Origin of the sequence: Streptomyces sp. P13-3-3, from assembly GCF_050571355.1 — a bacterium.
Lineage (GTDB): Bacteria > Actinomycetota > Actinomycetes > Streptomycetales > Streptomycetaceae > Streptomyces > Streptomyces althioticus.
This window is the reverse complement of record NZ_CP192229.1, coordinates 117,119-129,945: the sequence shown is the minus strand read 5'-3', so window position 1 is coordinate 129,945 and position 12,827 is coordinate 117,119. Positions and strand designations below refer to the sequence as shown.

The following is a 12,827-nucleotide window of genomic DNA, read 5'->3' as shown; positions in this document are numbered from 1 at the left end:
GAGTCCATGGCCCACCGTCTGCGCCCCGTGGGGCGGGAGTTCGCCTCCGTCGCCCCCGTGCGCCTGGTCTTCGAGCGGGAGATCTCGGCCGCTCCCCCGGCGGTGTTCGACGCCCTGGCGCGGGACGTCGCCGGCTGGACGGCGTGGTTCCGCGTGCTCACCCTGGCCCGTCCGCTGGACGGCGGCGCGGGCCGGGAGATCCGGCTGCTGGGCGCGGCCCGATTCCGGGAGACGATTCTCGCGGCCGAGGAGCCCGACGTGTACGCCTACCGCGTCGACGTCACCAACGTGCCGGGCGCCCGCGCGATGGTCGAGGAGTGGCGGCTGGAGCCGGCCGGGACGGGCACACGGGTGCGCTGGACGATGGCGGTGGACGGCGTCGCGCCGTTCCGCCTGGCGATGAAGGCGGGCCGCCTGGGTCTCGCCGCGGGTTTCCGTGACGCCATGACCTCACTGGACCGCCGGCTCGCGGGGTGACGCCTCGGGCCACACGCCCGTGCTGAGCAGGGAGTCGATGGCCTCGGCGTACGGCGTCACGTCCAGGCCCTGTTCGGCCAGCCAGGCGTCCGAGTAGTACTTGTCCAGGTAGCGGTCGCCCGGGTCGCACAGCAGCGTGACCACGCTGCCCCGCCTGCCGTCCGCGGCCATCTCCGCGACGATCTTCAGCGCGCTCCACAGCCCGGTGCCGGTGGAGCCGCCCGCCTTGCGGCCGATGACCCGCTCCAGCGCCCGCACCGCGGCGACGGCGGCCGCGTCGGGCACCTTCATCATCCGGTCGACGGCGCCGGGCACGAAGCTCGGCTCCATCCGGGGGCGCCCGATGCCCTCGATGCGGGAGGCGCTGTCGCAGGAGACGTCCGGGTCGCCGGTCGTCCAGCCCTGGAAGAAGCAGGAGTTCTCCGGGTCGGCGACGCAGATGCGGGTGTCGTACTGCATGTAGTGCACGTAGCGGGCGAGCGTCGCCGAGGTGCCGCCGGTGCCGGCGGTGGCGACGATCCACTCCGGCTGCGGGAACCGCTCCATCCGCAACTGGCGGAAGATCGACTCGGCGATGTTGTTGTTGCCGCGCCAGTCCGTGGCCCGCTCCGCGTAGGTGAACTGGTCCATGTAGTGGCCGCCGGTCTCCGCCGCGAGAGCGGCGGACGCCTCGTACATGGTGCGGGGGTCGTCCACGAAGTGGCACCGGCCGCCGTGGAACTCGATGAGGCGGCACTTCTCCGCGCTCGTCGTACGCGGCATGACGGCGACGAAGGGCACGCCGATCAGCTTCGCGAAGTACGCCTCGGACACGGCGGTCGAGCCGCTGGACGCCTCGATCACCGGGCGGCCCGGCCGGATCCAGCCGTTGCACAGTCCGTACAGGAACAGCGAGCGGGCCAGCCGGTGCTTGAGGCTGCCGGTGGGGTGGGTCGACTCGTCCTTCAGGTAGAGGTCGATGCCCCACCGCTCGGGCAGCGGGAAGAGCAGGAGATGGGTGTCGGCCGAGCGGTTGGCGTCGGCCTGCACCCGGCGCACGGCCTCTTTCAGCCAGGCGCGGTAGGCGGGGTCGCTGCGGTCGACGTCGGGAGTGGCGCCGGTCGGGGTCTGTTGGGGAGTGCTCACGACTGGGCTCCTTACACTGAGCGCCGACGGCGTCCAGCGCGGCCGACACACCGATCATAAGCACCGTTCGCACCACCTCTCACCTGCATAAACACATCTTTGGTGGCCTGAAAGGCAGTGCTGGGGCGGTGGGGGCGCGCGGGTGGGGGCGCATTGGCCGGAGTGCCCCCCGCGCTCCGGCCGGCGGGGGCGGGGGCTCTGGTGCTCGGCGGCTCGTGCGGGCAGACTGCACCGGCGGGAGCAGGGGCACACTTGGTTCTGGACAGTGGCCGGCCCGCGCAGCGCGGTCCGGCGCACCGACGCGCACAGAGGGGGCGGGTGGCAATGGCGGAGCCGGAGTTCAAGGCCACGGGCGTGCGGATCGGCCGGCGGCTGCGGTCGCTCACCCGGGCCGGCCAGGTCCGGATCAGCGACGGGCGGCTGGAGTTGCTCACCAGCTACGGCACCGAGATCGACAGCGCGCCGGTCCAGGCCGTGCGGGCCACGCGGCCCTGGTTCGCGCCCGACGGCAGGGCGTTGGCCGACCTCAACGGCAACCGGTACCTGCTGACCCTCGGGGACCACGACCCGGCGCCCGGGCAGCCCGGCCCGCCCGCGGCCCGCCGTTTCATCGAGGCCGTCCGCCGGGCGGCGGGGCGCGGCGCCTGAGATGTCCGCGAGTTGCGCCGTATCCGCCGCTGGGTCACGCTGTTCTCACGTCACTCTGGGTTTACCGGCGATAACGCTGCGAACCAGCCCGCCGGCCACGACAGCAGGCGGCAGCGTCACGCAGGCGCCCTGCTGGATCCGTACTCCGTGTTCTTCCGGACCTCACGTCGGGGAGTCGCAGCCGTGATCAGTCACCCAAGCAGGCACTGCACGGTGGAGCTCCAAGCCCTGCCGTCGCGGATCGGCCAGGTCCGCAGAATCGTATCTGCGCAATTGCGCTACTGGCACATGGATCCCCTGATAGATCGGGCCTCGCTCGGTGTGACGGAGCTGTTGTCCAACGTCCACCGGCACGCCCGTCCCGACAAGACGTGCACCGTGGAGATCGAACTGCTCCTCGACCGGCTGAAGGTGTCGGTGCACGACCACGATCCGCGGCTGCCGGTCGTCGCGGACGCCGGACCGCTCGCCACCTGTGGCCGCGGGCTGGCGATGGTGGCCGCCATGAGCGAGAGCTGGGGCGTGCTGCCGGACGACGCGGGCAAGGTCGTGTGGTTCACACTGCCGACGCCCGTGGCCGCCGAACCGGCGGCCTGGGACCGGCGCCCGCACCTCACCCCCACCGGACCGGACCGGCCACGGTTCACGGAGGTCGCGCTCGTCGACCACGTGGCCGAGGTCCACCGGCCCGAACCCGCTCCCGCCCGGTCCGCCGTTCCCGGCTGACCGGGCGGTGACACAACGGGAGCCGCCGACGGCCGCGGTGTCCCGCGGACCTCCTGTCCGTGGGACACCGCGCCCCGGCCGGCTGCCGAGGTGACAGCCGGGGTGCCGGCTACCTGATGTAGACGAGCGCGTCCGTGGTGACGGTGGGCCGGCCGCTCGTGCCGACGATCACGATCTTCACGGTGTGCCGGGCGTTGGCCGTCCAGGTCTTCGTCCAGATCGCCTGCCGGTAGCTCGTGGCCGACGACCTCAGGTCCACCGTGGCGGCCTTGACGCCGTCGACGTACACGTACGCCTGTCCCGAACTCGACGCCCGCGAGACCACCCAGGCCGCCGAGCGGCCGGTGAACGTCCAGCTCAGGCTGGCGCCCTTGGACGCGCTGGAGTACGACCTGCCGCCCAGGTAGCTGGTGGAGCTGCGCGAGCTCCAGGTGCCGGTGCGGACCGCCGCGCTCTCCTGGAGGATCACCGGGGTGTAGGTGGCCGCCGCGTCGCGGTAGTTGCCGGCGTAGTCGTACGCCCGCATCGACCAGGTGGACGCGGTGCCGGGCTTCGCGGTGCGGTTGGAGAGGTAGGCGGCCGCGCTGAAGGTGGCGGTCGACGGGGTGAGCAGCCGCACCTGGCGCAGTGCCTGGTCGTCGGTCGCCTTCCAGCGCAGGGTGACCGGCGCGGACCCGGTGTTGACGGTACCGGCGCGCAGGCCGAGCGTCGGCGCGGCGGTGAACACCGGTGCGGTCGTCTCCGCCACGACGGTCAGCGCGTCCGTCGTGGAGACGGCGCCGGACTGGTGCGTGGCGCGCACGCTCACGGTGTGGCTGCCGGGGGCGAGGGTGATCCGCTTGGCGTAGCCCGCGCCCGAGGTGCCGGCGACGGACCGGCCGTCGACGAGCACGTCGTACCTCTTGATCAGCGCGGCCGGTGTGGTGGCCGACCAGCGCACCACCGGCGTGCCCTTGGTGTAGTACGTCGAGCCCTTGGCGGTCGCGTCGGTGAGGGACACGATGCGCAGCCCGTCGACCGGGCCCGCGGCCCAGGTGCGGACGGTCGGCAGCTGGGCGTAGAGGGCGTTGCCCGGGCACTGGGTGTTGAAGCCGTCGCGGTGCCCGGACACCCGGTGGAAGGTGTACTGCTCGCCCGCGGTGAAGGCGGTGCCGAAGTAGTTGGTCTGGGTCGCGCCGGCGGTGAGCTTCACCGTGCCGGCCGGGTCGGCGCCGTACTGGCCGAGCTTCCAGGCCGTCACGCGTGCCACGGCCGCCAGGGCGGCGTCGGAGGCGGCGCCGGTGATGTGCGTGCCGAGGACAGCGATGCCGGCGGACTCACGGTTGAAGCCGTAGGTGTGCGCACCGAGGACGGGCCGGTCGATGCCGCCCTTGCGGCCCTCGAAGACGGTGCCGCACTTGTCGACGAGGAAGTTGTAGCCGACGTCGTTCCAGCCGTTGACCTCGGTGTGGTACGCGTAGATGCCCCGCACGATCGCCGGCGACTCCGCGCAGTCGTAGTCGTTGGCGCCGTCGGTGTGGTGCACGAACACCGCCTTCACCTCGGCGTTGTACTCCGAGGGGTCGGGGCTCTTCGACTCGTCCGCGCCCCAGTCGGCACGCGAGGTGACGGGCGGCTGCGGCATCGTGGACGGCGGCGCGGTGGGCTCCGGCGACGGGGAGGGCGACGGCGACTCGTCCATGACGAACGCGGCCGGCTCGGGCGCGTCGACGCGTGTCTCGGCCTCGGTCACCACACCCGGGTCGACGAGGTTCACCTCGAGGTCCTTGGGCAGCGCGGCGGTGCTGCCGTCCTCGTGGAGGACGCGGGCCTCCACACCGTCGGAGGGCCCGACCCACAGCGGCTGGGACGCGCCGCGCATGCCGGCCTCGACGTCCTCCGGAGGGGCCGCGTTCAGCTCCAGCGACCGCCAGGCGCCCCACTCGCCGGACTCCAGGCCACGGGTGCGCACCTGCGCGGTGCCCTCCACCGGCTTCAGCGCACCGCTCCAGGAGACGCCGACCAGCGAGAACTGCTCGGTCTCCGTGCGGGGCAGCTTGCGCTCGCCGGCCGCGGTGCCCTTCAGGGTCAGACCGTAGACCTCGACCGGCCGCCGCTCCTGTCCGGGTGAGCCGGGATCCGACGGGCTGGCCGTGGCGTACGTGACGACGCCCCCTCCGCCGATCAGTACGGCGCCGAGCGTCAGCCACGCCCGGCGTCTCATGCTCAACGGTCTGTACGCGTGCGACACGGCACGCCGCCGGCTGTGACGGCTCAAAAGGATCCCCACCCTGAGAAGCGGCCCGGAGGACGGGCCGACGGAAGCAACGGCGTCGCACGGGACTCGTCCGCCTCGTGCGACGCCTCACCTGTCCAGCGCCGACCGGACGCCGAACGTCACAGGGTGGGGTGGTGATGTGGATCACTTCGCGATGCCGGAGGGGCCTCAGCCCCGGCGCCCGAACTGTTCCTCCAGGACCGACAGCCGGCGCCAGTACTCGTCCTCGTCGATCTCGCCGGAGGCGAAGCGGCGGCCCAGGACGGCGAGCGGCGAGTCGTCGCGGGCGGCGGGTCCGTGCGGGCCGCGGCCGCGCCACCCCGTGCGGCGCAGCAGGGTGATGCCGAGCCCCACGACCAGGGCCCAGAACAGGGGGAAGAGAAGGATCCACGGGCCGGGCCCGCCGTCACCGAAGTGCGCCAGGGTCTGCATGATCGTTCAGCTCCTCGGGTGCGGTGTCTCGTCGCCCCTCGGCGACACTTCGAGACTCGCTCCGGGAGGGGGGTCAGGTCGTCGTGCGGCCGGCGACACCTCGCGTACCGCCCGGGGAGTACGCGGGCGGTACGCGGGTGCTCCGGCGGCCGTCGCTCAGCCGGTCTGGTCGTTGTCCTTCAGCGCGCCCCAGCCGTGCCACCGCTCGACCTCGACCCAGGCGCTGACGCGAGGGCGCTCACGGTTCGGGTACGCGTCGCCGCCGTAGTGACGGGAGAGGCGGTCGATGTCGGCGAGGCCCTCGTCGTCGCGCATCTCGGCGACGCGGCCGATCAGGGTGACGTGGGTGTACCAGTTGTCGGAGTCGAGGACGGTGAGGGTGACGCGCGGGTCGTTGCGCAGATGGCGCAGGCGGACCCGGCCCTCGTCCAGGTTGATCAGGACGCGGCCGTCCTCCCAGAGGTACCAGGTGGGGGTGGAGACGGGCGAGCCGTCGGAGCGGAGGGTGGCCATCACGCACGGGTTGGGCTTGCGCAGCAGTTCCTGGGCCTCGGGAGGCAGTGGGGGCTTGGACACGTGAACTCCTCGCTGTAGGGGGGTTGAGGGAGTCTGTGAGGGTGGTCAGGTGGCGGACGGGGGCCCGTCGTCGAAGCTCGCGTGGTAGGCGGCCGCCATGTCCTCGTCGCCGTGGCCCTGGGCCGCGGCCCGCTCCAGACGGCGGGCGCTCGCGGCGGCCACGTCGAGGCGGGCGCTGTGGCGCTCCCCGGCCCGCACGATGAGCCCCGCGTCCTTGGCGGCGGTCGTCACCGCGAACTGGGCCGGGGACAGCCGCTCCTCGAGGATCAGCTGCGCCTTGGCGTGCAGATAGCCCATGTCGAGCGGTCCGCCGGCGATGAGGCCGAAGAAGTCGTCCGGACGGACGTCCAGGACACGGGCCAGGGCCAGCGTCTCGCCCGCTGCGGCGGTGGCCGCGAGGACCCAGCTGTTGGCGACGAGCTTCAGCCGGGTGGCGGACGCCTCCGCACCGTCCTCGCCGGTCCAGACGGTGCGGGCGCCCACCGCGTCGAACACCGGGGTCACCGCGTCCCGGCCCTCGGCGGGACCGGCGGCGAGCACCGTGAGCTGCCCGTCCTCCGCGGGCTTGCGGGTGCCGAGCACAGGAGAGTCGTAGAAGCGCAGGCCGTGGTCGCGGGCGAAGGCGGCCATCCCGGCGACGTCCTCGATGCCGCTGGTGGTGCACTGCGCCCAGACGGCTCCGGGCGGCAGGGCCGGGGCGGCGGCGCGCATCGTCTCCAGGGTGACGGGGCCGTCGTACAGCATGGTGAGGACGACGTCGGCGGACTCGACCGCCTCGGCGGGAGTGACGGCGACGTGGGCGCCGTCCGGGGCGAGCGCGTCGGCCTTGGCGCGGGTGCGGTTCCACACGCGGACGGTGTGTCCCGCCCTCAGGAGGTTGCGGGCCATCGCGGCGCCCATGATGCCGGTGCCCAGGACGCTGACGGTGAGCGTGTCGGTCATTCGGTCGGCCTTCTGTCGAGCGGTCGTCGTGCTTACGCCAGTGCCCCCAGAGGATCGTCCAGCACCGGCTGCCAGGCCAGCTCCGCCGCGCCGACCAGACTGTTGTGGTCCAGCGTGCAGGCGAGGATCGGCACCCCGCCACTGCGGCCCCACAGGCTGCGGTCGGCAACGACGGCCCGCAGCCGGTCGGGGTCGGCCTCCAGGAGGGTGCGGTGCAGGCCGCCGAGGATGATCCGGTCGGGGTTGAGGATGTTGACCAGTCCGGCGAGTCCGAGGCCGAGCCGGTCGATGAGCTGTTCGGTGGCGGTGCGGACCCGCGGGTCGTCGTACCGGCCGCGGATCAGCTCGTCGGCCTGCCGTAGCAGTGACATCACGGGGCCCGGGTCGCGGCCGGCCGCGGTGAGCAGGGCCAGCGGGTCCGCCTCGACGTCGAGACAGCCCCGGCTGCCGCAGTGGCAGGGCCGTCCGTCGGGGTTGACCGCGAGGTGCCCGACCTCCAGGGCGAGTCCCGAACTTCCCGTGTGCAGACGGCCGTCGAGGACCAGCGCGCCGCCGACGCCGCGGTGCCCCGTGGCCACGCACAGCAGGTCGCGGGAGCCCCGCCCGGCGCCGTGCCGGTGTTCGGCGAGCGCGGCGAGGTTGACGTCGTTGGCGGCGAACGCGGGCCCGTCGAGGCCGGCGGCGCGCACCTGTTCGGCGAAGATCTCCCGCACCGGGGCGCCCGCGGGCCAGGCCAGGTGCAGCGGGTTGAGCGCCAGCCCTTCCGGTTCGGCGACCGCCGACGGCACGGCGAGCCCGGCGCCCACGCAGCGCCGTCCGGTCTCCCGCAGCAGTTCCGCGCCGGCCGCGACGACGGAGCCGAGCACCTTCGCCGGGTCCGGGTCGACGACCTCGCGGCCGGGCGCGGTGGCGACGATCCGGCCCCCGAGCCCGACCAGGGCGGCGCGGAAGCCGTCGGCGTGGATCTGCGCGGCGAGCGCCACGGGACCGTCCTCGGCGACGGACAGCCGGTGCGAGGGGCGTCCCTGGGAGCCGGCGGCCGCGCCGGGCCGGGCGTCCACGCGGATCAGTCCGAGCGCCTCCAGCTCGGCGGCCACCGCGCCGGCCGTGGCGCGGGTGACGCCGAGCTCCGCGGTGAGCACGGCGCGGGTCGGGGCGCGTCCGGTGTGCACCAGCTCCAGCGCGGGTCCGAGCGCCCCGCGCCCCCGGTCGAGCCGCGTCCTCGAGGTGGTCCCTTCCCCCGCCGGCCGGGGGTCCGCCTTCCCGCTCATGGGGGCGAGTCTCCCATGATCCGCAACGCTCGCGGACGACAGCCCGCCCACGGGCGGGACCCGGCGGGGTGCGCGGGGCGTACGGGGTGTGTGCCCCCGGCGTCCGCGCCAGTGCGCCGCGCCGGGCGGGTCCGGGGCTCGGCTAGCCTGGCCGCACGATGAACGACCGTATGACGACCCCCTGGGGCGAGCCGGTGCTGTCCCGCTTCCCCGAGGACCCGCGGGACAGGCTGCGCGCCTGGGACGCCTCCGACGAGTATCTCCTCCGGCATCTCGCCGAGCGGCAGCCGCCGTTGTCCGGGGCGGTCGTGGTGGTCGGCGACCGGTGGGGCGCGCTGGTCACGGCGCTCGCCGCGCACCGGCCGACGCAGATCACCGACTCCTGGCTCGGTCAGGAGGCCACCCGCGCCAACCTCGCCCGCAACGGCGTCGAACCGGGCACGGTCCGGCTGCTGACCACGCGGGACGCCCCGCCGGAGCGGACCGACGTGCTGCTGGTGCGGGTGCCGAAGAGCCTGGCGCTGCTGGAGGATCAGCTGCTGCGGCTGGCGCCGTCGGTGCACGCGGACACGGTCGTGGTCGGCACGGGCATGGTGAAGGAGATCCACACTTCGACGCTGAAGCTGTTCGAGCGGATCCTCGGTCCGACGCGCACCTCCCTGGCGGAGAAGAAGGCCCGGCTGATCTTCTGCACGCCGGACCCGTCCCTGGTCCGCCCGCCGAACCCGTGGCCGTACCGCTACACGCTGCCCGGGGACGTCGGTCCGGTGTCGGGCCGCACGGTCGTCAACCACGCCGGGGTGTTCTGCGCGGACCGGCTGGACATCGGCACCCGCTTCTTCCTGCGTCATCTGCCTGCCGGCGGGGGCGGCGGCCGGGTGGTGGACCTGGGCTGCGGCAACGGCGTCGTGGGGACGGCGATGGCGCTGGCCGACCCGAAGGCCGAGGTGCTGTTCGTGGACGAGTCCTTCCAGGCGGTGGCGTCGGCGCAGGACACCTACCGGGCGAACGACGTGAGCGGGCACGCGGAGTTCCGGGTCGGCGACGGTCTGACGGGCGTCCCGTCCGGCAGCGTCGACCTGGTCCTCAACAACCCGCCCTTCCACTCCCACCAGGCGACCACGGACGCCACGGCCTGGCGCATGTTCACCGGCGCCCGCCGCACCCTGCGCCCGGGCGGCGAGCTGTGGGTGGTCGGCAACCGGCACCTCGGTTACCACGTGAAGCTGCGCCGTCTCTTCGGCAACAGCGAGGTGGTGGCGTCGGACCCGAAGTTCGTGGTGCTGAAGGCCGTACGCCGGTAGGGCCTGGCAGGCCCGCCGTCCGCCGGAAGGCCGGTCCCGCTCCCCCTGCCTAAGCTGGCAGGAGGACACGCGCCGGCCGAGGAGGCTGCGATGGACGGGACGACCAACCGGCCGGGCGACGGATCCGGCGCACGGCGGTACATGCCCATCGCCGACCACGGGCTGATCGGCGACCTGCGCAGCGTGGCGCTGGTGGCGACGGACGGCACCATCGACTGGTACTGCGCGCCGTGCTTCGACGCGCCGAGCGTGTTCGCCGCGCTGCTGGACGCCGACCGGGGCGGCTGTTTCGAGCTGGGGGCGGCCGTGCCGGCGCGCACCAAGCAGTTCTACTTCCCCGACACGAACGTGCTGATCACCCGGTACTTCACGGAGGACGGCGTCGGCGAGGTGCAGGACTTCATGCCGGTGTCGGGCGAGTCGGTGGAGGAGGGCCGGCACCGGCTGATCCGGCGGGTGCTGTGCGTGCGCGGGTCGCTCCCGTTCCGCGCGCGGGTGGCGCCGCGGTTCGGCTACGCGGCGCTGCCGCACACGCTGCGCGTCACCGGGGACGTCGCCGTCTTCGAGTCGGACGCGCTGGACCTGGCCCTGACCGCCACGGCCCCGCTGGAGCAGGACGGGGTCGACGTGCGGTCCGAGTTCAAGCTGGCCGAGGGTGAGACGGCGGTGTTCGCGCTGGACCAGGTCGGCGGCGAGCTGGCGCCGCGCGGCTGCGCCCACGAGGAGGCGGAGCGGGAGTTCGCCGCGACGGTGCGTTACTGGCGGGACTGGCTCTCCTCGTCCCGGTACCGGGGGCGCTGGCGGGAGATGGTGCACCGCTCGGCGCTCACGCTGAAGCTGCTCACGTACGCGCCCACGGGGGCGATCGTCGCCGCACCCACGACGAGCCTGCCGGAGGAGTTCGGCGGTGAACGCAACTGGGACTACCGGTACATGTGGGTGCGCGACGCGGCGTTCTGCGTGTACGCCATGCTGCGGCTGGGCTTCACCGAGGAGGCGGAGGCGTTCATGGCGTTCGTCTCCCGGCACATCAGCCCCGGCGACGGCAAACCGTCGGGCCCGCTCCAGATCATGTACGGCATCGACGGCCGCACCGACCTGCCCGAGCGGACGCTGGACCACTTGGAGGGCCACCGCGGCTCCTGTCCGGTCCGGGTCGGCAACGCGGCGGCCGACCAGCTGCAACTGGACGTGTACGGCGCGCTGATCGATTCGATCTACCTGTACGACAAGTGGGCCGAGCCGATCTCCAGCGAGCAGTGGGAGCATGTGACGGCGCTGGTCGAGTGGGTGTGCGCGAACTGGGACCAGCCCGACGAGGGCATCTGGGAGACGCGGGGCGGGCGGAAGAACTTCCTGTACTCGCGGCTGATGTGCTGGGTGGCGATCGAGCGCGGCGTCCGCATGGCCCGCCGCCGCGGCCTGCCCGCGAACCTGCCGCACTGGATGTACTGCCGGGACACGATCTACCGGCGGATCATGACCGAGTGCTGGTCGGACGAGTTGCGGGCGTTCGTCCAGCACGAGGGCGGCGAGGTGCTGGACGCGGCGCTGCTGATGATGCCGCTGTCGAAGTTCATCGCGCCGAAGGACCCCCGGTGGCTGTCCACACTGGACTGTCTGACCCGTGAGCTGGTGTCCGACTCGCTGGTCTACCGCTACGACCCGCAGGTGAGCCCCGACGGCCTGCACGGGGAGGAGGGCACGTTCTCCATCTGCTCGTTCTGGTACGTCGAGGCCCTCACCCGCGCCGGCCGCCTGGACGAGGCCCGTCTGGCCTTCGAGAAGATGCTCACCTACGGCAACCATCTCGGCCTCTACGCCGAGGAGATCGGCCACACCGGCCATCAGCAGGGCAACTTCCCCCAGGCCTTCACCCATCTCGCGCTGATCAGCGCGGCGTACAACCTGGACCGGGCGCTGGGCTGACCGTCAGTGGCCGTGACCGTCGTCGGTGTGGCCGGACGGCTCCGGCCGACCGGGTGAGGGGGACGTGGGCTCCTCCGGCGTGACCTTGCCGGCCTCCACCGTGAAGGCGGCCGTGCGGACGACGCCGTCGTGCTTGAAGTCCAGGAACAGACGGTAGCTGCCGCCGCTGGGGGCCGTGGCGGAGAAGGAGACGTGCGGGCCGGGCCGGGTGGTGCCGTCGCCCGGTTCTCCCTCGGGGTGGACGTGCAGGTAGGCGAGGTCTCCGGCGCGCAGGGCGACGAGGTGGCCGTAGGCGCCCAGGTAGGGCTGGAGGTCGGTGACGGGCTCGCCGTCGCGGGAGACGGTCAGGCGCAGTTCGCTCGCCCGGCCCGGTGTCAGCGTCCCGGTCAGCTTCACGTCGTAGCCGTCGACGCGGGCCGTGGCGGAGGGCCGCGGCAGGTCGCGGGGGCTGTAGGGGCCGGAGGCGGCCAGGTCGGCGCCGAGGGTGAGGTTCTCCGCGCCCGGCCGGTCCGGGGTGAAGTCGGCGAACACCCGGTAGCCGCCGGCGCGGGGCAGGTCGACGGGCGTGCTCCAGGTGCCGTCGGGGGCGCGCTCGGGGTGGAGGTGGCGGTAGGTCACCAGGTCCCGGGAGGCCACGATGAGGTGCAGCTCCTTGTCGTGTTCCCGCCGGTACTCGTCGACGGCCCGCCCGTCCGCGTCCCGCACGGTGAACCGCAGCTCGGCGCGCTCGCCGGCGGTGACCGTCGGGGTGTCGAGGTCGAGGGTGTAGCCGCCCTCGGAGATCTGCAGCCCGCCGGGCGCGTGCGCGGCGCTCCCGCCGTGTTCGCTCTCCGCCGCGCCTGACGGATGCCGGTCCTCGTGCGCCCGTGGGCGTTCCGCGACGACCGGGTCGAAGGTCTGGCCCACCCCGTAGGCGGTGCCGAACGCACCGGCCAGCGCGGCGGCGAACGCGGTGATCCTCAGTCCGGTCTTCATGGCCGTCTCTCCCCTGAAAACAGCGGCCCGTGACCCGTCACGAGCCGATCGACACAGCTCACGATACCCCTAGGGGGTACCAAGTCAAGTCGCCTCACACCTTGCGTCGCATACCCCATGGGGGTAAACATTCGTGATCTCGGGCGATACCCCCGCCCCGTATCC

General features: G+C 73.2%; 12 protein-coding genes. 5 read left to right on the top strand and 7 right to left on the bottom strand.

The window, feature by feature from the left end:
- Positions 1–6: 6 nt before the first annotated feature.
- A complete protein-coding gene (locus tag ACQZOG_RS26915) occupies positions 7–477 on the top strand; it encodes an SRPBCC family protein (protein ID WP_261674633.1) in 471 nt (156 codons plus the stop codon).
- Here ACQZOG_RS26915 and ACQZOG_RS26910 read toward each other — a convergent pair.
- Positions 451–1,602, bottom strand: a complete 1,152-nt coding sequence (locus ACQZOG_RS26910; RefSeq protein WP_203551280.1) for a PLP-dependent cysteine synthase family protein — start codon at positions 1,600–1,602, stop codon at positions 451–453. The genes ACQZOG_RS26915 and ACQZOG_RS26910 overlap by 27 nt on opposite strands.
- Before the next feature lie 324 nt (positions 1,603–1,926).
- Between ACQZOG_RS26910 and ACQZOG_RS26905 the strand changes: the two genes are divergently transcribed.
- Positions 1,927–2,250 carry a hypothetical protein gene (locus tag ACQZOG_RS26905; RefSeq protein ID WP_033277641.1) on the top strand — a complete coding sequence of 108 codons (324 nt, stop codon included), beginning with the start codon at positions 1,927–1,929 and terminating at the stop codon, positions 2,248–2,250.
- A 183-nt stretch (positions 2,251–2,433) separates the two neighbouring features.
- Entirely contained in the window at positions 2,434–2,976 is a 543-nt protein-coding gene (locus ACQZOG_RS26900; protein ID WP_193455976.1) for an ATP-binding protein, read from the top strand.
- A 109-nt stretch (positions 2,977–3,085) separates the two neighbouring features.
- Here the strand turns inward: ACQZOG_RS26900 and ACQZOG_RS26895 are convergent, their stop codons facing one another.
- The 5 genes from ACQZOG_RS26895 to ACQZOG_RS26875 all read right to left on the bottom strand — a co-directional run bounded on the left by ACQZOG_RS26895 (position 3,086) and on the right by ACQZOG_RS26875 (position 8,454).
- Positions 3,086–5,179 (bottom strand): peptidoglycan recognition protein family protein, encoded by a 2,094-nt coding sequence (locus ACQZOG_RS26895; protein WP_354796525.1) that lies wholly within the window; start codon positions 5,177–5,179, stop codon positions 3,086–3,088.
- A 222-nt stretch (positions 5,180–5,401) separates the two neighbouring features.
- Positions 5,402–5,665, bottom strand: a complete 264-nt coding sequence (locus ACQZOG_RS26890; protein WP_193455977.1) for an SHOCT domain-containing protein — start codon at positions 5,663–5,665, stop codon at positions 5,402–5,404.
- A 156-nt stretch (positions 5,666–5,821) separates the two neighbouring features.
- Positions 5,822–6,241: a PPOX class F420-dependent oxidoreductase gene (locus ACQZOG_RS26885; protein ID WP_033277644.1), complete on the bottom strand. Its 420-nt coding sequence runs from the start codon at positions 6,239–6,241 to the stop codon at positions 5,822–5,824.
- Between the two features lie 45 nt (positions 6,242–6,286).
- The gene (locus ACQZOG_RS26880) at positions 6,287–7,258 is read right to left on the bottom strand and encodes an NAD(P)-dependent oxidoreductase (protein ID WP_359671461.1); all 972 of its coding nucleotides are present in this window, start codon (positions 7,256–7,258) and stop codon (positions 6,287–6,289) included.
- Positions 7,216–8,454: an ROK family protein gene (locus ACQZOG_RS26875; RefSeq protein WP_037638203.1), complete on the bottom strand. Its 1,239-nt coding sequence runs from the start codon at positions 8,452–8,454 to the stop codon at positions 7,216–7,218. Before ACQZOG_RS26875 ends, ACQZOG_RS26880 begins: the two co-directional genes overlap by 43 nt.
- Before the next feature lie 170 nt (positions 8,455–8,624).
- Here ACQZOG_RS26875 and ACQZOG_RS26870 point away from each other — a divergent pair, with 170 nt between their 5' ends.
- Both ACQZOG_RS26870 and ACQZOG_RS26865 read left to right on the top strand, forming a co-directional pair.
- The gene (locus ACQZOG_RS26870; protein WP_037638205.1) at positions 8,625–9,758 is read left to right on the top strand and encodes a methyltransferase; all 1,134 of its coding nucleotides are present in this window, start codon (positions 8,625–8,627) and stop codon (positions 9,756–9,758) included.
- 90 nt (positions 9,759–9,848) lie between these two features.
- A complete protein-coding gene (locus ACQZOG_RS26865) occupies positions 9,849–11,687 on the top strand; it encodes a glycoside hydrolase family 15 protein (RefSeq protein WP_193455978.1) in 1,839 nt (612 codons plus the stop codon).
- Between the two features lie 3 nt (positions 11,688–11,690).
- On the opposite strand, the gene ACQZOG_RS26860 is transcribed toward ACQZOG_RS26865, so the two are convergent.
- Positions 11,691–12,662, bottom strand: coding sequence for a hypothetical protein (locus ACQZOG_RS26860; RefSeq protein ID WP_033277649.1), 972 nt, complete (start codon positions 12,660–12,662; stop codon positions 11,691–11,693).
- Between the last annotated feature and the right edge of the window lie 165 nt (positions 12,663–12,827).

Bases quoted from the DNA above. Each gene is read 5' to 3' on its own strand.
- ACQZOG_RS26915 (WP_261674633.1), top strand. From the start codon at position 7: ATGGCCCACCGTCTGCGCCCCGTGGGGCGGGAGTTCGCCTCCGTCGCC.
- ACQZOG_RS26905 (WP_033277641.1), top strand. From the start codon at position 1,927: ATGGCGGAGCCGGAGTTCAAGGCCACGGGCGTGCGGATCGGCCGGCGG.
- ACQZOG_RS26895 (WP_354796525.1), bottom strand. From the start codon at position 5,179: ATGAGACGCCGGGCGTGGCTGACGCTCGGCGCCGTACTGATCGGCGGA.
- ACQZOG_RS26890 (WP_193455977.1), bottom strand. From the start codon at position 5,665: ATGCAGACCCTGGCGCACTTCGGTGACGGCGGGCCCGGCCCGTGGATC.
- ACQZOG_RS26875 (WP_037638203.1), bottom strand. From the start codon at position 8,454: ATGAGCGGGAAGGCGGACCCCCGGCCGGCGGGGGAAGGGACCACCTCG.
- ACQZOG_RS26870 (WP_037638205.1), top strand. From the start codon at position 8,625: ATGACGACCCCCTGGGGCGAGCCGGTGCTGTCCCGCTTCCCCGAGGAC.
- ACQZOG_RS26865 (WP_193455978.1), top strand. From the start codon at position 9,849: ATGGACGGGACGACCAACCGGCCGGGCGACGGATCCGGCGCACGGCGG.
- ACQZOG_RS26860 (WP_033277649.1), bottom strand. From the start codon at position 12,662: ATGAAGACCGGACTGAGGATCACCGCGTTCGCCGCCGCGCTGGCCGGT.